This is a genomic window from Pseudoxanthomonas sp. SL93 (assembly GCF_026625825.1).
Classification (GTDB): Bacteria; Pseudomonadota; Gammaproteobacteria; order Xanthomonadales; family Xanthomonadaceae; genus Pseudoxanthomonas_A.
The window spans coordinates 2,402,690-2,425,783 of sequence record NZ_CP113065.1 but is presented as its reverse complement, the minus strand read 5'-3'; the positions used below and the strand labels follow the sequence as shown (position 1 = coordinate 2,425,783).

General features: G+C 68.0%; 19 protein-coding genes. 12 read left to right on the top strand and 7 right to left on the bottom strand.

Annotated features, from left to right (window positions below; translation table 11 throughout):
* Positions 1-74: 74 nt before the first annotated feature.
* The 6 genes from OVA13_RS11525 to rarD all read left to right on the top strand — a co-directional run bounded on the left by OVA13_RS11525 (position 75) and on the right by rarD (position 8,996).
* Positions 75-2,234 (top strand): hypothetical protein, encoded by a 2,160-nt coding sequence (locus OVA13_RS11525; RefSeq protein WP_267790622.1) that lies wholly within the window; start codon positions 75-77, stop codon positions 2,232-2,234.
* A gap of 411 nt (positions 2,235-2,645) precedes the next feature.
* Positions 2,646-3,683, top strand: coding sequence for a lipoyl synthase (gene lipA, locus OVA13_RS11520; RefSeq protein WP_267790621.1), 1,038 nt, complete (start codon positions 2,646-2,648; stop codon positions 3,681-3,683).
* A 220-nt stretch (positions 3,684-3,903) separates the two neighbouring features.
* Positions 3,904-6,084: a carboxy terminal-processing peptidase gene (locus OVA13_RS11515; protein WP_267790620.1), complete on the top strand. Its 2,181-nt coding sequence runs from the start codon at positions 3,904-3,906 to the stop codon at positions 6,082-6,084.
* Positions 6,085-6,174: 90 nt separating this feature from the next.
* On the top strand, positions 6,175-7,044 hold the full coding sequence (locus OVA13_RS11510) for a bifunctional transcriptional activator/DNA repair enzyme AdaA (protein ID WP_267790619.1): 870 nt from the start codon (positions 6,175-6,177) through the stop codon (positions 7,042-7,044).
* Between the two features lie 135 nt (positions 7,045-7,179).
* Positions 7,180-8,091, top strand: coding sequence for a drug/metabolite exporter YedA (gene yedA, locus OVA13_RS11505; protein ID WP_267790618.1), 912 nt, complete (start codon positions 7,180-7,182; stop codon positions 8,089-8,091).
* Positions 8,088-8,996, top strand: a complete 909-nt coding sequence (gene rarD, locus OVA13_RS11500) for an EamA family transporter RarD (protein WP_267790617.1) — start codon at positions 8,088-8,090, stop codon at positions 8,994-8,996. The genes yedA and rarD overlap by 4 nt, the downstream gene beginning before the upstream one ends.
* A 42-nt stretch (positions 8,997-9,038) precedes the next feature.
* On the opposite strand, the gene OVA13_RS11495 is transcribed toward rarD, so the two are convergent.
* Genes OVA13_RS11495 through OVA13_RS11485 form a run of 3 tightly spaced genes read right to left on the bottom strand, consistent with a single transcriptional unit; the run spans position 9,039 to position 12,378 of the window.
* Entirely contained in the window at positions 9,039-9,641 is a 603-nt protein-coding gene (locus OVA13_RS11495; RefSeq protein WP_267790616.1) for a hypothetical protein, read from the bottom strand.
* A gap of 10 nt (positions 9,642-9,651) precedes the next feature.
* Positions 9,652-11,859, bottom strand: a complete 2,208-nt coding sequence (locus OVA13_RS11490) for a xanthine dehydrogenase family protein molybdopterin-binding subunit (protein ID WP_267790615.1) — start codon at positions 11,857-11,859, stop codon at positions 9,652-9,654.
* A gap of 60 nt (positions 11,860-11,919) precedes the next feature.
* The gene (locus tag OVA13_RS11485) at positions 11,920-12,378 is read right to left on the bottom strand and encodes a (2Fe-2S)-binding protein (RefSeq protein WP_267790614.1); all 459 of its coding nucleotides are present in this window, start codon (positions 12,376-12,378) and stop codon (positions 11,920-11,922) included.
* Positions 12,379-12,566: 188 nt separating this feature from the next.
* Here OVA13_RS11485 and OVA13_RS11480 point away from each other — a divergent pair, with 188 nt between their 5' ends.
* Both OVA13_RS11480 and OVA13_RS11475 read left to right on the top strand, forming a co-directional pair.
* Positions 12,567-13,529 (top strand): XdhC family protein, encoded by a 963-nt coding sequence (locus OVA13_RS11480; RefSeq protein WP_267790613.1) that lies wholly within the window; start codon positions 12,567-12,569, stop codon positions 13,527-13,529.
* A complete protein-coding gene (locus OVA13_RS11475) occupies positions 13,526-14,149 on the top strand; it encodes a nucleotidyltransferase family protein (protein WP_267790612.1) in 624 nt (207 codons plus the stop codon). The genes OVA13_RS11480 and OVA13_RS11475 overlap by 4 nt, the downstream gene beginning before the upstream one ends.
* Before the next feature lie 73 nt (positions 14,150-14,222).
* Here OVA13_RS11475 and OVA13_RS11470 read toward each other — a convergent pair whose 3' ends face one another.
* The 4 genes from OVA13_RS11470 to OVA13_RS11455 form a co-directional block, all read right to left on the bottom strand.
* Positions 14,223-15,536, bottom strand: coding sequence for an ABC transporter permease (locus OVA13_RS11470; protein ID WP_267790611.1), 1,314 nt, complete (start codon positions 15,534-15,536; stop codon positions 14,223-14,225).
* A 12-nt stretch (positions 15,537-15,548) separates the two neighbouring features.
* Positions 15,549-16,709, bottom strand: a complete 1,161-nt coding sequence (locus tag OVA13_RS11465) for an ABC transporter permease (RefSeq protein WP_267790610.1) — start codon at positions 16,707-16,709, stop codon at positions 15,549-15,551.
* An 11-nt stretch (positions 16,710-16,720) separates the two neighbouring features.
* Entirely contained in the window at positions 16,721-17,410 is a 690-nt protein-coding gene (locus OVA13_RS11460) for an ABC transporter ATP-binding protein (protein ID WP_192202251.1), read from the bottom strand.
* A 508-nt stretch (positions 17,411-17,918) separates the two neighbouring features.
* On the bottom strand, positions 17,919-19,160 hold the full coding sequence (locus tag OVA13_RS11455; protein WP_267790609.1) for an efflux RND transporter periplasmic adaptor subunit: 1,242 nt from the start codon (positions 19,158-19,160) through the stop codon (positions 17,919-17,921).
* Between the two features lie 235 nt (positions 19,161-19,395).
* Between OVA13_RS11455 and OVA13_RS11450 the strand changes: the two genes are divergently transcribed.
* The 4 genes from OVA13_RS11450 (at position 19,396) to OVA13_RS11435 (ending at position 23,055) form a co-directional block, all read left to right on the top strand.
* Positions 19,396-20,313, top strand: a complete 918-nt coding sequence (locus OVA13_RS11450) for an ABC transporter ATP-binding protein (RefSeq protein WP_267790608.1) — start codon at positions 19,396-19,398, stop codon at positions 20,311-20,313.
* Complete coding sequence (locus OVA13_RS11445) at positions 20,313-21,071, top strand: ABC transporter permease (RefSeq protein WP_267790607.1); 759 nt, start codon at positions 20,313-20,315, stop codon at positions 21,069-21,071. Before OVA13_RS11450 ends, OVA13_RS11445 begins: the two co-directional genes overlap by 1 nt.
* A 28-nt stretch (positions 21,072-21,099) precedes the next feature.
* Positions 21,100-22,302, top strand: a complete 1,203-nt coding sequence (locus tag OVA13_RS11440; RefSeq protein WP_267790606.1) for a sensor histidine kinase — start codon at positions 21,100-21,102, stop codon at positions 22,300-22,302.
* Positions 22,303-22,452: 150 nt separating this feature from the next.
* Positions 22,453-23,055, top strand: coding sequence for a response regulator transcription factor (locus OVA13_RS11435; RefSeq protein ID WP_267790605.1), 603 nt, complete (start codon positions 22,453-22,455; stop codon positions 23,053-23,055).
* Positions 23,056-23,094: the final 39 nt, after the last annotated feature.

The window sequence follows — 23,094 nt, the reverse complement described above, 5'->3', positions numbered from 1 at the left end:
CCCATCCGTCGGATGCGGGTTGCGCCCGTGCCTGATTGAGGCATCCTCCGCGGATGGAACGGATACCACCTGTCGTGCAACGCGCGCTGCCGTGGCTGCGCCGCCTGGTCCTCGCCCTGGTGGCGATCTATCTGCTGTATCTGCTCGCCGGCAACGTGTTCCTCAATACGCCGCTGGGCGAATGGGCGGTCAACCGCAAGCCGGAGAAGTTCCAGCTTCGCTGGGAATCCGGGAGCACCTGGTGGCCGGGGCGGGTGAACCTGTCGAAGGCGACGCTGCAGGGCCACGTCCGCCGCATCGCATGGCAGGCGCGGGTGGAGCGTGCGTCCGGCCGCATCGCCCTGTTGCCGCTGCTCAAGAAGCAGGTGCGGGTGCCGGTGCTGCAGGTGGCGGAGGTCAGCGGCGGCGTGCAGCGCGTCGCGAAGGAACTGCCCGCCGCGACGCCGCGCGAGGGCGGCTGGGAACTGCATTTCGAACGCATCACCAGCGATTCGGTGCGCAAGGCCAGCTTCGATGCGATCCAGTTGCAGGGTGTGGGCAGTGCCGAGGTCGGCTTCTACAAGCAGCTGCGTGGGGGCGCGATGGAAGTGATGCCCTCCAAGGTCGCCTTCCGCGAAGCGGTGCTGACTCACGAGGGACGCGAGGTGCTCAGCAAGGGCGTGCTGCAGGCCGGATTCGCGATCGCGCGGCATCGGCGTGATGAAGCACGCGGTATCGACAAACTGCTCAAGACCGAGGCCGCGCTGAAGCTGGATGGCGTGACGTCGGGCCTGGATGTGCGGGCCAGTCCGCAAGGCGAGCTGGACGTGAAGCTCGTGCCGGGCAGGGGACAGGCACGCATCGATCTCGCCTTCGCGCGTGGGGCTCTCATTCCCGGTGGCACGCTGCAATGGAGCATGCCGGTCAGCGGCCATGACATGGCAGGCGCGGCGCGCAACGATGCGCTTGGCTTGGCCTTGGCGGTGGATCGGGACATCGTGGTGAAGGCCAAGGTACCGCCGCGTGCGGATGGCCGGCTGTCGCTGGACGCGGACCTGCGCCTGCGGGGCAACCGGGTGCCGCTGCGCGATTTCCATTCGCTGCTGCCGCGCGCGTCGGGGCATGTGGTGGGCAACTGGCGTTTCAGTTCGCTGCGCTGGTTGTCGGGGTTCTTCCCGCAGGCGCCGTGGCTTCAGCTCGACGGTGCCGGCGATGTCAGCGCCGACGTGCAGGTGGATGCCGGAAAGCTGGCGGCGGGCAGCCGCATCACCGTGCCCGGCGTGCAGGCGGTCGCGGACGTGATGGGCAACCGCATCCGCGGCAAGGCGCGCGCGGACATCCGCCTGGATGCCGGCGCGAACGGCGAACTGGTGCCACGCCTGGAAGCCGTGATGGACCAGTTCCATGTGGCCGCGGTGAAGGCGCCCGGCAAGCCCTATGTGCAGGGGCGCAACCTGCGGTTGTCGCTCAATGCGGCCGGACGGCTCGACAAGGTGCGCGAGACACTGCGCGCGCGCGTGGTCTTCGATAATGCCTCGGTGCCCGACCTGCGCGTCTACAACCCTTTCCTGCCGCGGGCACACATGCGCTTCGACGGCGGGGCGGGCCTGCTCAGCGGCGACCTGTCGCTGGATGCCGCCGGCGACGTGGGCCATGGCGCGCTGCGCATCGCCGGGCGGGGCACGCGCATGTTCCTGGCCGGCATCCAGTTGCGCGGCGACATCGACCTGGACCTGCGCCTGCGTCGCGCCGACCTGAAGCGGCATGCCTTCGTCGCCGACGGCAGCACCGTGCAGCTTCGCAACATCAGTTTCAGCGAGCCCGGCGGCGAATCGCGCAGCGGCTGGTGGGCCCGGGTACGCCTGGGCCGCGCGCGGCTGGACGTGGACAAGCCGCTGAGCGCCGGTGGCGAAGCCGATATGTCCATGAAGGATGTCGGCTTCCTGCTGGCGCTATTCTCGCGCAAGAAGGAATACCCGGCCTGGGTCTACAAGCTGGTCGATGCGGGCCAGGCGCAGGTCAATGGTCGCGTCCAGTGGCAGGACGATGTGCTGGTGCTGGACCGCATGCATGCCAACAACGACCGTTTCCAGCTGGAGGCGCGACTGCGCATGCAGGGCAAGCAGCGACGCGGTGACCTGTACGCCAGTTGGAAGGCGCTGAGCCTGGGTGTGGAGCTGGATGGACAGCAGCGCCGTTTCCATCCCGTGCGTGCGCGCCACTGGTATGACAGCCGGCCGCCGCTGATCAGGTAGCCGGCAGCCGGTTTTGCGCGGCCGGAATGTGAGGTGCCTATTCAGATTGCGGCACGCCAGAATGTAATCTCGTTTTTCTGCTACATGCGTGAATTGGTCTGATATCGGTAACATCCAATGCTGGCATGGGTTTTGCCGACATTCACATTTCTCCGTCCGCAACAGGCTGGGTAAACCGCCCGGTTCTGTTTTGCAGTGCAGCGTGCATGACCCGTAACGGCTCCTTCACGATGGCCGCGCATCCCGACGTGGGGGAGGGAGCAAGCCCGCTAATGGCCCAGCCATTGCGGGCTTTTTTTATTGCCCGCGCGAGGGCCCCGGCGCTCGCCGGCAGGCAGGGCAAGACACTGGGTTCCGCGCCCGGCACGCCCGGGCCTGCGGCCACGCGGGGCGGAAGAGTAGAATCGCGACATGAACGATTCCCCCGCACGCCCGGCCGCGACCCGGGAAATCCCCCTGCAGGTCGTCTCCGGCCCCACCCCGGCGGCTCCGCTCGAGGCGGGCGCCAAACAGCTGGGGGGCGACAAGATCTCGCGTTCCCCCGTGCAGTTCGCCGACGCCCCCGTGCTGCGCAAGCCTTCCTGGATCCGCGTGCGCATCCCGTCCGACGGTTCCGTAGCCAGGCTGAAGGCCAAGCTGCGCGAGAACCGGTTGGTCACCGTGTGTGAAGAAGCCAGCTGCCCCAACATCCATGAATGTTTCGGCCACGGCACCGCCACCTTCATGATCCTCGGCGAAGTCTGCACGCGCCGGTGTTCGTTCTGCGATGTCGCCCACGGCCGGCCCAAGCCGCCGGATGCCTCGGAACCGTTGAGCCTGGCCCAGACCGTTGCCGACATGGGCCTGAAGTACGTGGTGGTCACCAGCGTCGATCGCGATGACCTGCGCGACGGCGGCGCCCAGCATTTCGTCGACTGCATCCGCGCCATCCGCGAGCACTCGCCCAGCACGCGCATCGAGATCCTGACCCCGGATTTCCGCGGCAAGGGCCGCATGGACCGCGCGCTGGAGATCCTGGCCGTGAACCCGCCGGACGTGTTCAACCACAACATCGAGACCGTGCCGGACCTGTACACCAACGTGCGACCGGGCGCGGATTACCAGTGGTCGCTGACCCTGTTGCAGCGTTTCAAGCAGCAGCACCCGCACCTGCCGACCAAGTCCGGGATCATGCTGGGCCTGGGCGAGACCATGGAACAGGTGAAGGCCACGCTGGGCGACCTGCGCGCGCACGACGTGGACATGGTCACCATCGGCCAGTACCTGCAACCGACGGCGCACCACCACCCGGTGATGCGTTACTGGACGCCGGACGAGTTCAAGGAACTGGAGCTGTACGGCAACGCGCTGGGGTTCAGCCACGTCGCCTCGGGCCCACTGGTGCGCTCGTCCTACCATGCCGACCAGCAGGCCGCCGAAGCCGCCCGGTCGCTTCCCGTCGTCGCCTGAGTTTCCACGGCATCCGGGCCTGACCGGGACCGGGCGCACGCGGCATCCGGTCATGGGTTCCGTGGTCGGCCGGCAGGCACGGCCACGGTTCACCTTTTCCTACGTTTCTGCGGCTAGGCTGCCCAAAGGCAGATGACAAGGCGTGCAACTTTGTGCACTGTCCGGATGTCGAACCGCCAATCCTTTACCGCCTTCCGGGCCCACGGGCCGTGAGTACGCAATGAAACTGAAGAAAGTCCCCGTCCTGCTGCTGGCCCTGGCCCTGACCACTCCGCTGGCGTTGCTCGCCCGCGGTGACGGCGACGCCGTGGCGGTGGCACCGACCGCCGACCAGTCCAACACCTCCAAGCTGGTGTACGGCCTGCTGTCGGACAGCCGCTACGCCTACCGCCCGCGTCCGCTGGATGACACGCTGTCGCAGGAAGTCTTCAAGCGTTACCTGGAAGCGCTGGATGGCGGCAAGCAGTTCTTCACCGCCGCCGACGTGGAGCGTTTCTCCCCGTACAAGACCAAGATGGACGATGCGATCCGCAGTGGCGACGTCGCGCCCGCGTACGAGATTTTCGCCGTCTACAAGCAGCGCGTCGACCAGCGTGTCGCCTATGCGCGCGCACTGCTGAAGCAGGACTTCAACTTCACCGGCGACCAGCGCTGGGAATACGATCGCGAAGACGCTCCTTGGGCGGCCAGCACGCAGGAGCTGGATGGCATCTGGAAGAAGTCGGTGATGAACGACTTGCTGCGCCTGAAGCTGGCCGGCAAGAAGCCCGATGACATCCGCAAGACGCTGGACAAGCGCTACGCCAACCTCCAGCGCAGCATCACCGAGCTGAAGACCGAGGATGTCTTCCAGACTTTCCTCAATGCCTACACCGGTGCGATCGATCCGCACACCGATTACTTCACCCCGCGCACCGCCGAGAACTTCAACCAGTCGATGTCGCTGTCGCTGGAAGGCATCGGCGCGGTGCTGCAACGGCAGGATGACCTGGTGGTGATCCGCGAGATCGTGCCGGGTGGCCCGGCCGACCTGAGCGGCAAGCTGAAGGTGGGTGACCGCATCGTGGCCGTGGGCCAGGGCAAGTCCGGCGCGATGACCGACGTGATCGGCTGGCGCATCGACGACGTGGTCGCGCAGATCCGCGGCAAGAAGGACACCCAGGTCCGCATCGAGTACATCCCGGCGGAAGCGGGCATCGACGGCAAGCACACGCTGGTCACCATCACGCGCCAGAAGGTCAAGCTGGAAGAGCAGGCCGCGAAGGCGGAGACCATCACGCTGCCGGCAAGCGCAACCGAGCCGGCGCGCCGCATCGGCGTGATCAAGCTGCCTGCGTTCTACCAGGATTTCGAAGGCCGTCGCCGCAATCCGAACGACTTCAATTCCGCGACGCGCGATATCGCCAAGCTGTTGGTCAAGTTCAAGGCCGATGGCGTTGACGGCGTGGTGATGGACCTGCGCAACAACGGTGGCGGTTCGCTGGACGAGGCGGTTGAACTGACCGGTCTGTTCATCGACAAGGGCCCGGTGGTGCAGGTGCGCGAATCCGGTGGCCGCGTGACGGTCAACAGCGACCGCAAGACCGGCGTGGCCTGGGAAGGTCCGCTGGCCGTGCTGATCAATCGCGGTTCGGCGTCGGCATCGGAGATCTTCGCGGGCGCCATCCAGGACTACGGTCGTGGCCTGGTGATCGGCGAGACCAGTTTCGGCAAGGGCACCGTGCAGAACCTGGTCGACCTGGATCGCTGGCCCGCCAACGAGACCGCGCGCTTCGGCCAGGTGAAGCTGACCATCGCGCAGTTCTTCCGCGTGGCCGGTGGCAGCACCCAGCACAAGGGCGTGGTGCCGGACATCGCGTTCCCGGTAAGCGTGGATGCCACCGAGTACGGCGAGAGCACCTACGACAATGCGCTGCCGTGGACGCGCATCGCCGCGGTGCCGCACACGCAGTACGGCAACTTCGCACCGCTGCTGCCGCGCCTGCAGGCGATGCACGCCGCGCGTTCGGCCAAGGACAAGGAATTCCAGTGGTGGTCCGAGGACGTGGCGCAGTTCCGCGCCGAGACCGCCAAGAAGTATGTCTCGCTCAACGAAGCCGAACGCCGTGCCGAACGCGACAAGCAGGACCTCCAGCGCAAGCAGCGCCAGACCGAGCGCAAGGCGTTGGGCCTGGCCCTCGACCCGCTGGCCGAGGACCTGGCCGACGATGGCCTGGGTGCATCCGAACGCGACATCGTGAAGGATGCCCAGCGCGAGAAGCTCGCCGAGAAGCGCCCCGATCCGCTGTTGCGTGAATCGGCCGCCATCCTCGCCGACGCCATCGAAGTGCTGGGCCAGGACCGCAAGCTGTCCGCGCAGGTGTTGCCCGAATCACCGGGCCCGGGCCGCTGGGCCGAGTAAGCCGGTGCCGTGCAGGCCGGTCGTACTGACGACCGGCCGACGCGCAAGATCCGGATAGCTGGCGCCGGCATCGCGGCCTACGATGGGCGCATGAACACGATGCCGCACCGCTCTCCCCGCCCCCCTGCCGATGCGCCGCGCGACCCCTCGGGTCGCGATGCGCTGGCGCGTGCCCGCGACCTGCTCGACGCGGGAGAACCCACCTTGAACGAACTCGCCTTGCAGACGGGACTTAGTGCCTCGCACCTGCAGCGGCGTTTCCGTGCACGTTATGGCCTGAGTCCGGCCGAATACCTGGCGCAGAAGAAACTGGGTGCGCTCAAGTCGGCCCTGCGCGAGGGCCGCGACGTGACCACGGCGCTGTACGACGCCGGTTATGGTTCGCCGTCGCGTGTCTACGAGCAGAGTTCGGCGAAACTCGGCATGACGCCCGCCACCTACCGCGCGGGCGGGCGCGGCGTGCAGATCCGCTGGGGCATGGTGGAGACCGTGCTGGGCAAGGCGCTGGTCGCGACCACCGAGCGCGGCATCTGCGCGATCGAGCTGGGCGATGACGAGACCGGACTGGAGCAGCGGTTGCGCGCCGAATTCCCGCGGGCGCAGGTGGAACGCGTAGAGGCTGGCAGCGACGAGTTCCTCGCGCCACGACTGCGTGCGGTGGCCGACCGCCTCGCCGGGCTGGAAAGCGACGTGCCGGTGGACCTGATCGGTACCAGCTTCCAGCAACGGGTATGGCAGGCCTTGATGAAGATTCCGGTCGGCGACACCGTCAGCTATGCCGGGCTGGCCGAGCAGTTGGGCGCGCCGCGCGCGGCGCGTGCCGTGGCCAGCGCCTGCGCGCACAACCGCATCGCCGTCGTGGTGCCGTGCCATCGCGTGATCCGCGTCGATGGCTCGTTGGGCGGTTATCGCTGGGGCCTGCCACGCAAGCAGCAACTGCTGGAGCGCGAGCGCGGCTGACCGCCGGAACGGGCGCCGAGCCTTGAGGGGGATTCAAGCCGGGCCGGAAAGGTTTCAAGTTCCCGCGGACATCCCGGTCACGCCCGCTGCCCTTGGCTGGCCTAGAATTACTCCACACCGCATACCCCACTCCCCATGACCTCCTCCGTTTCCGCCGCTGCCGCGCCCGCGCGTGGCGGTCTTGCCGTCGCTGCCGCCCTGGCCATCGTGTACCTGGTGTGGGGCTCGACGTACCTGGGCATCCGCTTCGCGCTGGAAGGCGGCTTCCCGCCGTTGCTGATGGTGTCCGGCAGCCGCTTCGTGGTGGCAGGCGCGGTGCTGTTCGCGTTCCTCAGCTGGCGCGGCGTGGCGGCGCCGACGCGCGCACAGTGGAAGAACCTGCTGGTGATGGGCGCGCTGCTGTTGCTGATGGGCAACGGCATGGTGGTGCTGGCGGAAGAGACCGTCTCCTCGGGCTTGGCGGCCGTGGCCGTGGCCTCGATGCCGTTGTGGATGGGCCTGTTCGGCGCGCTGCGCGGGCAGCACGCCACGCGTGGCGAATGGCTGGGCATCATCGTCGGCTTCGGCGGCGTGGTCTGGCTCAACGCGGGCAGTTCGCTGACCGGCTCGCCGGTGGGCCTGGTGCTGCTGTTGATCGCACCCATCGCCTGGGCCTACGGTTCGGTGTGGTCGCGTGGGCGCGACCTGCCGTCGCCCTTCATGACGGCCGCCGCGCAGATGCTGGCGGCGGGCGTGATGCTGATGGTGGCCGGCGCGTTGCATGGCGAGCGTTTCAACGTCGCCGACTGGACGCTGCAGGGCGCGCTGGCGGTGGCCTACCTGGCGGTGTTCGGTTCCATCATCGCGTTCACCGCCTACGTCTGGCTGCTGCACCATGCGCGGCCGGTACTGGTAGGCAGCTATGCCTACGTCAATCCGGTCATCGCGGTGGCGCTGGGCGCATGGATCGGCAAGGAGACCTTCACCTCGCATGACCTGGGGGCGATGGGCGTGATCCTGGCGGGCGTGGTGATCATCACGCTGGCGCGTGCGAGGAAGACCGCATGAATCCCGCGGCGATCGACCGCAAGGGCCTGGCGATCACCGCCGGCACGTTCTTCCTGTGGGGCGTGGTGCCGTTGTACTGGCATCTGCTGAAGGCGGTGCCGTCGCTGCAGATCATCGCGCACCGCATCGTCTGGAGCGCCGTGCTGGTGCTGGGTTGGCTGCTGTTGAAGAACGGCCCTTCCTGGTGGCGGCAAATCAGCGCGCAGCCGCGCGCCTTGCCCCTGCTGGGCATCAGCAGCCTGCTGATCGCGTTCAACTGGGGCCTCTACATCTGGGCGGTGAATGCCGGGCACGTGGTGGAAACCAGCCTGGGGTATTTCATCAATCCGCTGATCAACGTGGTGCTGGGCGTATTGGTGCTGCGCGAACGCCTGTCGCCCGCGCAATGGGTGGCGGTGGCGTTCGCCCTGCTGGGCGTGGCGTGGCTGACGCTGCAGTCGGGCTCGCCGCCGTGGATCGCGCTGGGCCTGGCATTCTCGTTCGGCCTCTACGGGCTGGTGCGCAAGCTGATCTCGGTCGACCCGGTGGCCGGGCTGGGCGTGGAAAGCGCCTATCTGGTCCTGCCCGCGCTGGCGTTCGTGGTGTGGGGCGAACTGGGCCACGGCGGTGGATTCGTGCACGGCTTCGGCTGGAAGAACGACCTGCTGCTGGTGTTCGGCGGCGTGGTGACGGCGGTGCCGCTGATCGGATTCGCCTACGGCGTGCGCCGCATCCCGCTGTCGATCGTCGGCCTGCTGCAGTACATCGCCCCGACCATCCAGCTGCTGATCGGCGTGCTGGTGTTCAAGGAAGCGTTCGGCCCGGAGCGCATGATCGGTTTCGCCGCCATCTGGCTGGGCCTGCTGATCTTCGCCAGCGATGGCCTGTGGCGTTCGCGCAACCGGGTCGTGGTGCCCGCCGCGTAGCGCCGACGCATCCTGCGTACCGGCGCCTCACGCGCGTGCGGGTCAACCGCCGGCATCACCCTTGGCGACGCTGGTTCCCGGTGCGGGGCAGGGACCCCCTGCATCGGCCCAGGTCTTGAACGCCGCCACGAACTGGTCGTGCGGTACCGGCACCGGCGCGCGCTCGCCGCCGGGATTCCAGCCCCACAGCACCAGCTTGTCTTCGGCCACGTGCTTGGTGAGCGCGGCGAAGTCGCGGCCGCCGTTGCGCTTCTTGTCCTGGATCATCGCGCACAGCTCGGCAGCCGGCAGGCCGATCCAGGCCATCTTGTGGTCGGGCGGCGGCAGCGACCAGTGCGGTGCTCCCGGCGGCGCATGCGGGCCGTAGGTGGCGGGCGGATTCGATTCGGCGTGGCAGGTGGCGCAGGGAAGACCGGGCGCGCCCTTGCCTTCCGGGCCGCGCACGACGTTCATCGCATGCGGCGTCTGGCTGTCGAACTGCAGCGGCTGGTCGCCCGGAATGTGGCAGTTGCTGCAGCGCGGGTGCTGGAAGACCTTTTCCACCGTGGCGAAGGCGGTGAGGGCCTGTGCCTTCTGCTCCTCGCTGATGCGGGGGCTGCAGGCGGTGAGCAGCAGGAGCGCGGTCAACGTCAGTGCGATGCGCATGGCGGGCTCCTCAGGCGGCCGTCGGCGCGGCGGCCGGCGTGGTGGTGGAAAGTTGCAACGGCAGCTCACGCAGCCGCTGGCCGGTGAGCGCGAACACCGCGTTGGCCACGGCCGGGGCGACGGGGGGAACGCCGGTCTCACCGATGCCGCCCATCTTTTCGGTGCTGGGCACGATGTGTGTTTCCACCGCCGGCATCTCGTTGAGTCGCAGCACGGGATAGTCGTGGTAGTTGGACTCCAGCACCCGTCCTTCCGACAACGTCAGCTTGCCATGCAGCGCGGCGCTCAGGCCGAATGCAACCGCCGATTCCATCTGTGCGGCAATCATCTCGGGGTTCACCGCGGGCCCGCAGTCCACCGCGCAGACCACGCGGTGCACGCGGATGGCGTTGTTCTCCACCGAAACTTCCGCCACGTGCGCGCAGTAGCTGCCAAACGACGCATGCACGGCGATCCCCCGCGCGCGTCCCTTCGGCAGTGGCGTGCCCCAGCCGGCTTTCTCGGCCGCCAGGTTGAGCGCGGCCAGGTGGCGCGGCTGGTCCTTCAGCAGGGTCCGCCGGTACTCCAGCGGATCCTTGCCGGTGGCGTGGGCCATCTCGTCCACCAGCGACTCCATCACGAAGCCGGTATGGCTGTGGCCGACGGAGCGCCACCACAGCACGGGTATCGGCGTGACCGGTGAGTGCAGGCTGACGTGATGGTTGGGAAATGACGCCAAGTACGGCGAATCCCCCACGCCTTCGGTCGAGGTGTGGTCGACGCCGTTGTGCACCAGCATGGGTTCCAGCGGCGTGCCGGCGGCCAGCGACTGGCCGACGATCACGTGTTCCAGCGCCTGCGGCGTGCCGTCCTCGGCAAGGCCGACCCGCGCGCGATGGACGAAGGCAGAACGGTAGTAACCGCCGCGCGTATCGTCCTCGCGCGACCATACCGTCTTCACCGGTGCACCGGCCGCCTTGGCCACGTGCAGCGCTTCGGTGACGAAGTCGGACGTCGGCGTGGCGCGGCGGCCGAAAGCGCCGCCCAGGAACATCGTGTGCACGAACACCTGCTCCGGCTTCAAGCCGGTGACCGCGGCGCCCTGCATCTGGTCGATGGTCTGGAACTGCGTGCCGGTCCAGATGTCGCAGCGGTCGGCGGTGATCTTCACCGTGCAGTTCAACGGCTCCATCGGCGCATGCGCCAGGTAGGGAACGGCGTAAGTCGCGTCGATCTGCTTGGCGGCCTTGCCCACGGCACCGGCCGCATCACCGGCCTTGGCGACCTGGGTGCCGGGCTTGGCGGCCAGCTCGATGAACTGGGTGCGCAACGCCGCGCTGTCGAGCGTGGCGCCATCGCCGGCTTCCCACACCACCTGCAGCGCATCACGTCCCAGCTTCGCCGCCCAGTAATGGTCGGCAATGACGGCCACACCGGTAGGCACCTGCACCACGTCGCGTACCCCCGGCACCGCCTTGGTCGCAGTGGCGAGGAACGACTTCACCTTGCCGCCGAACACCGGACTGCGTGCGACCACGGCGGTCAGCAGGCCGTCGAACTGCACGTCCATGCCGAACTTCGCGCGGCCGGTGATTTTTTCAGGCGTGTCCAGGCGCTTGGTGGGCTTGCCGATGATCCGCCAGTCCTTGGGTTCCTTCAGCACCAGTTTGGCCGGGTCGGGCGCCGTCAGCTTGCCGGCGGCATCGGCGAGTTCGCCGTAGCGCAGCCGCTGCGTGCCCGCCACGACGGCGCCGTTCTCGGTGCGCAGTTCGGCCACCGGCACGCCGAGCCGCTCTGACGCCGCCTGCAGCAGCATCGCGCGCGCGGCGGCGCCGGCCTGCCGGTAGCGGTCGAACGCCGACCATGTGGAGGTGGAACCCCCCGTGCCCTGCATGCGGAACACGGGATTGAAATACGCCGGCGCGGCGGGCGCATGTTCCACCTTCATCCTGGACCAGTCGGCGTCCAGTTCCTCGGCGATCAGCATCGGCAAGGTGGTCCAGACGCCCTGGCCCATTTCCGAATGCGCGAGCAGCACGGTGACGCTGTCGTCCGCGGCGATGCGCAGGAAGGCATTGGGTGCGAACGGCGCGGCGACCGCAGCGCCGGCGCCGGCGCCGGTCTGTGCGTTGGCGAGCCGGTTGGCGAGCGGCACCACGAAGCCGATCACCAGGCCGCCGCCGAGGACGGCGCTGGTTTTCAGGAACTGGCGACGCGAAGCGGAAGGCGTGTTGTCCACGGCGGTACTCCGTTGAACGATGCGGCCGGTGACGGCCGGAGAGGACGATGCGGGAACGTGTCAGCCCTTGCCGAGCTTGGCCGCGTGGTGCACCGCCGCGCGGATGCGCGGATACGTGCCGCAACGGCAGATGTTGCCGGACAGGGCCTGGTCGATATCGGTATCGGACGGCGTCGGCACCTTGGCCAGCAGCGCCACCGCGGACATGATCTGGCCGGACTGGCAGTAGCCGCACTGCACGACGTCGAGCTCGGCCCATGCCTTCTGCACGGGATGCGAGCCATCGGCGGACAGGCCTTCGATGGTGGTGATCTTCTTCCCCGCCACCGCCGAGACCGGCGTGACGCAGGCGCGCAGTGGCGCCCCGTCGATATGCACCGTGCACGCGCCGCACTGGGCGATGCCGCAGCCGAACTTGGTGCCGGTGAGATTCATTAGGTCGCGCAGGACCCAGAGCAGTGGCATGTCCGGTGGCGCATCGACGTCGCGCTCGGAACCGTTGACGTGCAGCTTCATCATCTTCCCCTGGCGTCGGCTTGGGAGGGAGTGACAGTACTACCAGAAGATGACGCTTGCCAATCACCCGCGCTCGCCGATGCTTGCCTGATCCTGCAGGATTTGCGCGCACGCCCGCGCCGGTCACCGTCGGGTCGGCAGCAATGCACCACGGGTTGCCAATCGCCTCGTGCTTGCGCCATCGTGGTGCCATGTCGGCCCATCGCCATCTGCTCGAAGCCTCCGCGCGCGCCAGCGACGACGCGTGCCGTGCGGCGCTGGCCGTGGTGGTGGCGACCGAGGGTTCCACCTACGAACGACCGGGCGCGATGGTGCTGTTCGGAAGCGACGGGCAGCAGGTCGGTTGGCTCAGTGGCGGCTGCCTGGAGCCTGAAATCGGCAAGCGTGCACGGCATGCCGCCGAGCACGGTGGCATCGACTGGATGGACATCGATACCCGCGACGACGATGTCCTGCTGTCGGGTTCGGCCGTCGGATGCCGGGGCCGCCTGCGGCTGGCGCTGCTGCCGCTCGACCTTCTGCCGGGATGGTCGCAGGTGGTGCAGGCCTGGTGGCGGGGCGACGGGACCCTCGCGTTGACGATCTCGGGCGACGGCAACGTGGAGGCGGTGGTCGGTGGCCTGCGCTTGGCATGGTCGTTGCGGACGCTGTCTTCCGATGCGGCGCCTGAAGGCGACAGCCGGATCTCCGTGCCGTCGCCGCCGCGCGTGGCGATCTTCGGTGCGGGCCCGGAAACCGCATTGCTGGTGGAATGGCTGCGGCAACTCGGCTGGCATGTCAGTGTGGTGGAGCGTCGCGCGCGCTGGATTCCCGACACCGACATCGCCGACGCGTGGCTGATGCATTCCCCCGAGGACGCGCTGCAGGCGCTGCATCCTCTGCCCGATGCCGCGCTGGTGATGCACCATCATTTCGAACACGACCGCGAAGCACTGGTGGCCCTGGCGGAAAGCGCGGTGCCCTTCATCGGCCTGCTTGGCCCGGTGCGTCGTCGTGAAGACCTTCTGCGCGTCATCCCGGCGCGACTGCATGACACGCTGGCAACGCGCCTGCGTTCCCCCATCGGCCTGAAGCTGGGCGGGCAGGGGCCTGAAGCCATCGTGCTGAGCATCGCCGCGCAGCTGCAGGCGTGGCATTCCGGCGAGGCGTCATGAGGCCTGCGCATGCCGCCGTGGTGCTGGCGGCGGGCGGCAGCGTACGACTGGGTCAGCCCAAGCAGCTGTTGATGCGCCACGGCGAGACCCTGGTCCGTCGCACCACGCGGCTCGTGCTGGAGTCCGGTGCATCGCGCGTGCTGGTGATCGGGGGGGCACGCGTGGACGACATCCACGCGGCGGTGGAAGACCTGCCTGTCGAGCTGCTGGTGAACACCGAATGGCAGGAAGGCCTGGCCAGCAGCCTGCGCATCGCGGCCTGTGCACTCGCACGCCATGACGCGCCCACGTTGATCGTCGGCTGCGACCAGCCGCTGCTGGCGGCGTCGGACCTGCTGGCGCTGCTGTCGTCGGCAGCGTCGGCCACATCGGGCTGCGCCGTCACGCGGCATCAAGATCGGCCCGGCATTCCCGTGGTGCTGTCGCCGTCGGTGCTGCGCACCGCCCACAGCCTGCGCGGCGACCGCGGTTTCCGCGACATCCTCAACGCGCTGCCGCAGGACGGCCTGGCGTGGCACGACGCGCCAGGACTGGCGCATGACCTGGATACGCCGGCCAATGTCGCACATGCCATCGCGCAAGGCTGGCTGGACCCTTCAGCCTCCGGGAGCAACGCGTAACGCATCCGCTCGCCGGTGGAACGAAGAAGGGCCGGACATGTCCGGCCCTTCCATGATGACGCACGTTGGACGATCAGATCGCGCGCAGGGCCTGCGTGATCGGCAGACGTGCGGCGCGCAGCGCGGGGAAAAGGCCGCCCACCAGGCCGATGCCCAACGCCCACTTCAGCCCGCTCCACAGCAGTTCCGGCGTGACCTTGAACTGGAACACCACCTGGCTGAAGTTCGATCCCAGTGTCGCCACGCTGTAGCCGTTGAAGATGGCCCAGGCGATCAGTCCGCCCAGCACGCCACCCAGCAGCGCCAGCAGCATGGTCTCCAGCATCACCGCCATCACCACCGGCAACCCGCGGAAACCGATCGCGCGCATCGTGGCGATTTCCCGCGCACGCCCGGCGACGGCGGCGTACATGGTGTTCAGTGCGCCGAACACCGCGCCGATGGCCATGATGGCGCCGATGACGATGCTCAGCCATTTGATGATCGTGGTCAGCTGGCGTGTCTGCTTGGAGTAGTAGTCCTGCGTGGTCTGTACATCCAGCTTGAGGCGCGGGTCGTTTTCCAGCGCCGTCTTCAACTGGCTGAAGCCGTCCTTGCCGTCCAGCCCCACCGTGATGGACTGGTAGGCACGGCGGTCGTAAGCCGAGGACAGCGTCTCGATGTCCGTCCACAGTTCCGAGTCGAAGGCATCGCCGGCAGCGAACACGCCCACCACCGTCCAGTCCTGGTTGCCCAGCGTGATGGTCTTGCCCACGTCCAGGCCGCGGTACTGGCCTTTCGCGCCCTGGCCGACCACGATCTCGCGCACGCCGACGTTGAACTTGCGACCCTCGATGATCTTGATGTTCGGGCGGATGGCCCACGCCGCATCGCTGACGCCGCGGAACTGGGCGTTGGCATCCTCACCCGTGCTGGCCGTGGGCAGGTTGACCACCTGCGACAGTTCCGCCGAGATCACCGCACGACCCTGCGCATCCTTGCGGATGCCGGGCAGGCTGCCGATCAGCGGCGACTGGTCGCGGGTGATGACGGAATTGGTTTCCGCCTGCGAACCGCCGCGCAGCAGGATGGCCGTGGTGTCGTTGCCGGTCTGCTTGAGCGTGGCCTCGAAGCCTGCGCCCATCGCCAGCATGGCCACCAGCACGCCGACCACGCCGGCGATGCCGACGATGATCACCGACGACGCACCCCAGCGCTGCGGCAGGCTGGCGATGCCGATCTTCGTGGCCGCCAGTGCGACCCGGCCGGTGCGCGTGAAGCCCAGCCAGAGCACCAGCAGCACGACCGCACCCAGTACCCCTTGCCAGGGCAGCATGATCCAGCCGATCAGCCCCAGCGCGATGCAGACCACGGCGATCAGATTGCCGATCCAGAAATTCTTCTTCATGACGTGGTCTCCTCAGCGGCCAGCCAGTGCATCGACGATCTTCAGGCGCATCGCCCGCAGCGAGGGCAATGCCCCCACCACCAGCCCGATGCCCAGCATCAGCGCGAGACCCACGGCCCAGGTTTCGATCGGAATCGCGCCGACCGGCAGCGCACCGCCGGTCAGCGCGCCCAGGATCGGGACCAGGACGGCGGCCAGGCCCATGCCGACCAGGCCGCCCAGCATCACCAGCAGTACCGATTCGGCCAGGACCAGCGCCAGCACGCTGCCATTGGTGAAGCCCAGCGTCTTCAGGATGGCCAGCTCCGGTACGCGGTCGCGCACGGCCTGCGCCATCGTGTTGCCGGTCAGCAGCAGCAGGGTGAAGAACACCGCGCCCATGATGGCGGTGACGATGAAGCCGATGTCGGCGAACTGCTTGAGGAAGGACTGGTTGAATGCCTGTTCCGTCTGCGATTTGGTTTCCCGGTCCGAGTTCTCCGAGATCGCATCGATGGCCTTCGCCACGCGCGTGGCGTGGTCCACGTTGTCCAGCTTCACCATGTACCAGCCGACCTGGCCGTTGACGTACTGGTTGGCCTCGTCGAAGTACTTCCAGTGGAACAGCAGCTGGTTTTCTTCGCCCTTCTTCTTGTCATCGGCGACCACGAAGGTGCCGCGCAGTGTCAGCGGCCAGGCGTTGCTGCCATCCTTCTGCGGAAAGATGGTGGCCTGCAGCGGGATGGTGTCACCCACTTTCCAGCCGAACTTCTTCGCCAGCGACTCGCCGACGATCGCACCGGTGCGGTCGTTCTGCCAGGCCTTCATCTGCGCGTCGTCCACCACGTACTCCGGGTACAGCGACAGGTAGTTGTCGCTGACGGAGAAGTTGGGGAAGAAGTTCTTCGGGTCCTTGTAGATGCCGCCGAACCACGCGGCGTAGGCCACCTTCTTGACCCCGGGGGTGGACGCGATCTTCTGCTCCAGGTTCAGCGGCAGCATCTGCGTCAGCGACAGCCGCGACGACACCACCAGGCGATCCGCGCCGGCAACGCCGCCACCGGACGTGAATGCTACGCGCACCGAGTCGAGCAGCCCGAACAGCAGGAACGCCGCCACCACCGACAGCAGCGTCAGCGCGGTACGCGTCTTGCTGCGGAACAGCGCGGCCCATATCAACGAGAAATATTTCATGACCGCCTCCGTCAGTGCGCTGCCGGGGTATCGGCCAGCTCGCCCTTGTCCAGGTGGATGGTGTGGGTGGCGTACTCGGCCGCCTTCGGGTCATGGGTGACCATGATGATGGTCTTGCCGTGTTCCTTGTTGAGCATCTGCAGCAGGTTGAGGATTTCCTCCGCCGAATGACGGTCCAGGTCGCCGGTGGGCTCGTCGCAGATCAGGAACGTGGGGTCGGAGACGATGGCGCGGGCGATCGCCACGCGCTGCTGCTGGCCGCCGGAAAGTTCGTTCGGCCGGTGCGAGCCGCGTTCGGCCAGGCCCACCAGCTGCAGGGCGATCTCGGCGTTGCGCTTGCGCTGGCTGGCGCCCAGCTTGGTCAGCAGCAGCGGCAGTTCGACGTTCTTCTGCGCGGTCAGCGTGGGCATCAGGTTGTAGAACTGGAAGACGAAGCCGACGTGGTGGCTGCGCCATTGGGCGAGCTGGGCATCGTTCATGCGGTCGATGCGCTGGCCTTCGATCTCGATCTCGCCGCCGCTGGGCGTGTCCAGGCCGCCGATCAGGTTGAGCAGCGTGGTCTTGCCGGAACCGGACGGGCCCATCAGGGCGACGAAGTCGCCGTGCGGGATGTCCAGGTCGATGCCGTGCAGCACCTGCACCTTTTCGGGGCCGCGCTGGTAGGTCTTGGTGAGGTTGCGGAGGGAGACCAGGGAGGACATGGGGCGTTTTCCTTCGGTGGTGTTCGGGAATGGTGTGCGCGGGACGGTGAGCATTGCGGGCAATCAGGGCGGGTTCTGACCTGATGGGCGTTGGTGCGAAGTCTTTCCGTACGACGAAGCGGGGAGGCGGTTATCGACACGTTGGCGATTGTTCGCGGGCGTGATTGACGCGGGTTGTGAATCAAATGCGGGTGACGATCGATTTCCACGCGCTCGCCGCGGGGCGTCCTTTCTTTGCTTGTGCAAAGAAAGGACCAAAGAAAGCACACCCCAGGCGGCACGCCCTGCACGCCAAGCGCGCAGGGTCCGCAACCGGAACGAGAATTTCCGGAAGACACATCCTGTGTCATCCGGAAACGGCGCACGTCCTGTGCGCCGCCCTGCGGGTTTTACCCGCTCCGCTTGCCGTACCTAATGGGGCCCGTTCAAGCAAAGCGCTGAAATACAACAGCAAACCCGGTGATTCGTCGCGGCGTGGGTTTCCTCACGCGCGCCGTTTCGGTGGGTCTTATTCGGCGTCTTCGGCCAGCTTCACCTTGGCGCCGTCCTTCAGTTCGGCCGGGGCGTCGATGACGACGGTCTCGCCGGCCACCAGGCCGTCGGTGACCTGGAGGTCGTCGTCGCCCAGCTTGCCGCCAACCTTCAGCGTGCGCTGTTCGACCGTGTCGTCGTCGCCGACCACGAAGGCGACCTGTGCGCCGTCGCGTTCGCTGACGGCGGCGGCGGGCGCGCGCACGCCCTTCGGCGCCTGCGTGGCCTGCGGCTTGGCCGACTCCAGGAAGCTCACGCGCACACCCATGTCCGGCACCACGCGCGGATCCTTCACGTTCAGCGCCACGCGCACCTTCACCGTCGCCTTGCTGCGGTCGGCGGTGGGGATGATGGCGATCACCTCGCCGGGGATCTGCCACTCCGGATACGCGTTCAACGTGGCCTGGATGGGCATCTTCGGCTGCACGCGGCCGATGAAGGACTCGTTGACCTCCACCTCCACTTCCAGCGAATCCATGTCGACGATGGTGCCGATGCCGGTGCGGGTGAAGCCACCGGTGGCCAGCGGCGAGACGATCTCGCCCGGCTGCGCGGCCTTGGCGATCACCACGCCGGCGAAGGGGGCACGGACAATGGTGTTGTCCACGCCGTTGTCGGAAATCGCCAGGTTGCGGTTGGCGACGCTGACGTTGCGCTGGGCGGCCTGCAGCTGCGCGCGCAGGGCGTCGCGCGTGGCGACGGCCTGGTCGTATTGCGCGCGTGCAACCAGCTGTTGCTGCACCAGCGAGGACAGGCGACGCGCATTGGCCTCGGCCTCCGTCAGTTGCGCCTGCACGTTGGCCACCTGCGAGCGCGCGGCCTCGACCTGCGCCTGCGACAGCGCACGGCCCGCATCCGCGTCGACCGGATCAAGCGTGGCCATCACCTGGCCCGCTTCGACCTTCATGCCTTCCTCGATCAGGACTTCGCGGACCTTGCCGGTGATCTTGGCCGACACGGTGGCCATGCGGCGCGCCACCACGTAGCCCGATGCATCAAGCACCGTGGCGGCGGCATTGCCGTTGCCCAGCGCCGCGACCGGTGCCGTCCGTACTTCGATGGCCTTCTCTCTGCCCAGCAGCACCCATGCGCCGACCGCCAGCACGACGGCCGCGGCGATGCCCAGGCCGATCCACAGGCCACGCCGGGACGTCGGCTCCGGTGGCGGCGCCTTGCGGTCGATGCGGAGTTCCTTCAACAGGTCAGCAGAAGAGTTCATCGCGTATCCAGACGGTGAATGCGGGAAAGTGTGACCGGGTAGGGTAACCGAGCCTAGTTGCCGGAAGTCACTTTATGCCCCACGCCGTCGGCGGCAGCGGGCGGCACGATGCACAGGTTGCCCGCGGGCAATGCCGCAGCCAAGTGACACCTGTCATCCGATTCGCATGAGGGGCGCCACTGATCACGGCCCCGCGTGCTGCCTATCGTGGCCACACCCATCACGAGGCATCGGCATGAACGCAGTCGCTCCCACCCCTGTCCTGGCGCGCCTGCGCGGCGTCCGGCACCACTACGGCAAGACCCGCGCGCTGGATGCGCTGGACCTGGAGGTGCCGGCCGGACAGGTGCTGGCACTGCTGGGCCCCAACGGTGCCGGCAAGACCACGGCCATCAGCCTGCTATTGGGGCTGCAATGCCCCGATGCAGGACGTGCGGAGCTGTTCGGCATGTCGCCGCGCCTGCTGGAGGCGCGCCGGCGCATCGGCGTGATGCTGCAGTCGGCCGGCATCCAGGACACGCTGAAGGTGCGTGAGCTGATCGAACTGACCCGCAGTTACTACCCGGAGCCGCGCAGCGTGGCCGACTGCGTGGCGCTGGCGGGACTGGACGGTCTGATGGAGCGCCGCTACGGCCAGCTCTCCGGTGGCCAGCAGCGCCGTGTGCAGTTCGCGCTGGCGGTGTGCGGGCGCCCGCAGCTGCTGTTCCTCGACGAGCCCACCACCGGCCTGGACATCGAAGCGCGCCAAGGCTTGTGGAAGGCGATCCGCGAGCTGGTGGCGCAGGGATGCGCGGTGCTGCTGACCACCCATTACCTGGAAGAGGCCGAGGCACTCGCCGACCGCGTGGTGGTGGTGAACCAGGGCCGCGTGGTCGCCGAAGGCAGCGTCGCGCAGGTCCGCGCGCGCGTTTCGCAGCGACGCATCGGCTGCCTGTCGTCGCTGCCGGCAGCCACCGTATCGGCTTGGCCGGGCGTGCAGGACGCGCGCCACGTCGGCGAACGGCTGGAGATCGTCGCGGACCACGCGGAACCGGTCGTGCGCCGCCTGCTGGACGAAGACCCGGCGCTGTCCGAACTGGAAGTGCAGCGCGCCGGCCTGGCCGATGCCTTCATCCATCTGACCCGCTCCTCTCCCCTGGCCGAGGCTGCCTGATGAACACCCTGACGATCTCCACGTACTCCCCATGGCGCGCCTACCTGCTGGAAGCGCGCTATGAATTCCTGCGCCTGCTGCGCACGCCGTCGTTCTCGCTGCCATGCCTGTTGTTCCCGCCGGTGTTCTACCTGCTGTTCGGCGTGCTGCTGGGGGGCAAGGGCGGCCCCAGTGCCGCGCAGTACATGCTGGCGGGCTATGCCGTGTTCGGCGTGATGGGCGTGGCGCTGTTCGGCTTCGGCGTGACCGTGGCGATGGATCGCGACCAGGGGCTGCTGACGCTCAAGCGCGCGCAGCCGATGCCGATGGGCGCCTACCTGGTGGCGAAGATGGCAATGGCGCTGCTGTTCGGCGCGATCATCCTGGCGTTGCTGGCACTCCTGGCGGTGACGTTCGCCGGCGTGCGCCTGTCGGCCTCGCAATGGGCGTGGCTGGCCGTCGTGGTGCTGCTGGGCGTGCTGCCCTTCAGCGCGCTGGGCCTCTGGCTGGGCAGCCTGATCGGGGGTCGCGGCGCGCCGGCGCTGGTCAACCTGGTGTACCTGCCGATGGCGTTCCTGTCCGGCCTGTGGGTGCCGCTGTCGATGCTGCCTCCGGTACTGCAGCACTTGGCCCCCGCGTGGCCGGCGTATCATCTGGCGCAACTGGCCCTGAAGGGCGTCGGCATGGACGCAGGCAAGCCGATGCTGCTGCATGTCGGCGTGCTGACGCTGGTGACCGTGGTCTTCTTCGCCTGGGCGCAGCGCCGACTGTCGCGCTGAACCGTCGCACCGCCACAAGGAGCCGTCCATGCACCTGCCTTCCTCATCGCTGATGCGCGTGCTCACCCGGTTGCGCGACCGCTTGGTGCCCGAGGCCCTGGGGCTGGGCTGGATGCCGCTGCTGCTGCTGGGCTACCTGCTGTTCCTGTTCGTACCCGTGCTGGTGCCGTCGAACGCCGACTGGGGCGAGGGCGTGCGCTGGTACCTGTGGCCCACGCTGGTGTCGATCGCGGTGTTCCTGCCGATGTACTTCCTTGCGTACCGCGGCAGCGCGATGACGCGGGTGCTGTGCACGCTGGGCATCGCCGCGCTGGGCTACGGCCTGATGCCGTTCAACGCGTTCTCCAACACGTACGTGATCTACGCCGCCGCGTTCGCCGCACTGCTGCCGGGCTCGATGTGGACGCGGCTGGGCGCGCTGGCGCTGCTGCTGGCCGCGTACTGCGCGATGGCGGCATGGCTCGTGTTCCCGGCGTTCGTGCCGGCGGTGACGGCCATCGTGTCGGTCGCGGTGTTCAGCGGCAACTATTTCCAGGCCGAGACCGTGCGCAAGCGCGCCGAACTCAAGCTTTCGCACGATGAAGTCCGCCGCCTGGCCGCGCTGGCCGAACGCGAGCGCATCGGCCGCGACCTGCACGACCTGCTCGGCCACACGCTGTCGCTGGTGGCGCTGAAGTCCGACTTGGCCGGGCGCCTGATCGAGCGCGACCCGCAAGCCGCGCGCAACGAGATCATCGAAGTCAGCCGCGTCGCCCGCGATGCGCTGGCACAGGTCAGGCGCGCCGTGACCGGCATCCGCGCGGCCGGCCTGGCGGCGGAACTGGCATCGGCGAAGCTGCTGCTGGAATCGGACGGCGTCACGCTGCGCTACGAAGCCCGGGAGGTGGTGGTACCGCCTGACCTCGAGACCGTCCTCGCCCTCGCCCTGCGCGAGGCGGTGACCAACATCCAGCGCCATGCACGCGCCACCCTTGCCGAGGTGATCCTGGCCTCGACCGCCGACCACGTGCAGCTGCGCATCCGCGACAACGGCGTGGGCAGCGCCACCGTGCCCGGCAACGGACTGACCGGCATGCGCGAGCGGGTGGAATCGCGTGGCGGTCGCCTGCGCATCGATTCCACGCTCCGCCAGGGCACGTGCGTCGAGATCACGCTGCCGCTGCCATCGGCGGATGGCGCAGAGGCGCCCGACGAACAGCACGTCGTGAAGCGTAGCGTGGGAGCGACGTAAGTCGCGATCGCAAGAAAGAAGGGTCAGGGGTGCTGAGGGGTACATGGCTTGGGGCCTGCACTCGCGACTCACGTCGCTCCGACAACGCGCGTTCCACTTCCCCGGTCTGATTTGCTAGCGTGTTGCCGACCTTCCCGTTCCGGCCTTCCGATGATCCGCGTGCTGCTTGCTGAAGACCAGGCCATGGTGCGCGGCGCGCTGTCCGCGTTGCTGGGCATGGAAGACGACATCGAGGTGGTCGGCGCCGCTGCGGACGGCGAGGCCGCCTGGCGCGAACTGCAGCGCCTGAAGCCCGACCTGCTGGTCACTGACATCGAAATGCCCGGCCTGACCGGTCTGGAACTGGCCCAGCGCATCCAGCGGCAGGAACTGCCGTGCAAGGTGGTCATCGTCACCACGTTCGCGCGCAGCGGCTTCCTGCGCCGCGCGCTGGATGCCGGCGTGTCGGGTTACCTGCTGAAGGATGCACCCGCCGAGGACCTCGCGGAGGCGCTGCGCAAGGTGCATCGCGGTGGCCGCGCCATCGATCCGCAGCTGGCGGTGGAAGCCTGGTCCGATGCCGACCCGCTCAACGACCGCGAGCGCCAGGTGCTGCGGCTGGCCGGGGAAGGGCAGTCCGCCGGCGACATCGCCCGGCAGCTCAACCTGTCGCAGGGCACCGTGCGCAACTACCTGTCCGAAGCCATCGGCAAGCTGGGTGTCGCCAACCGCATCGAAGCCTACCGGCTGGCGCGGCAGCGGGGGTGGTTGTAGGAGATCCCGGGATGTCGCTCCCACAACGCACGACACCTT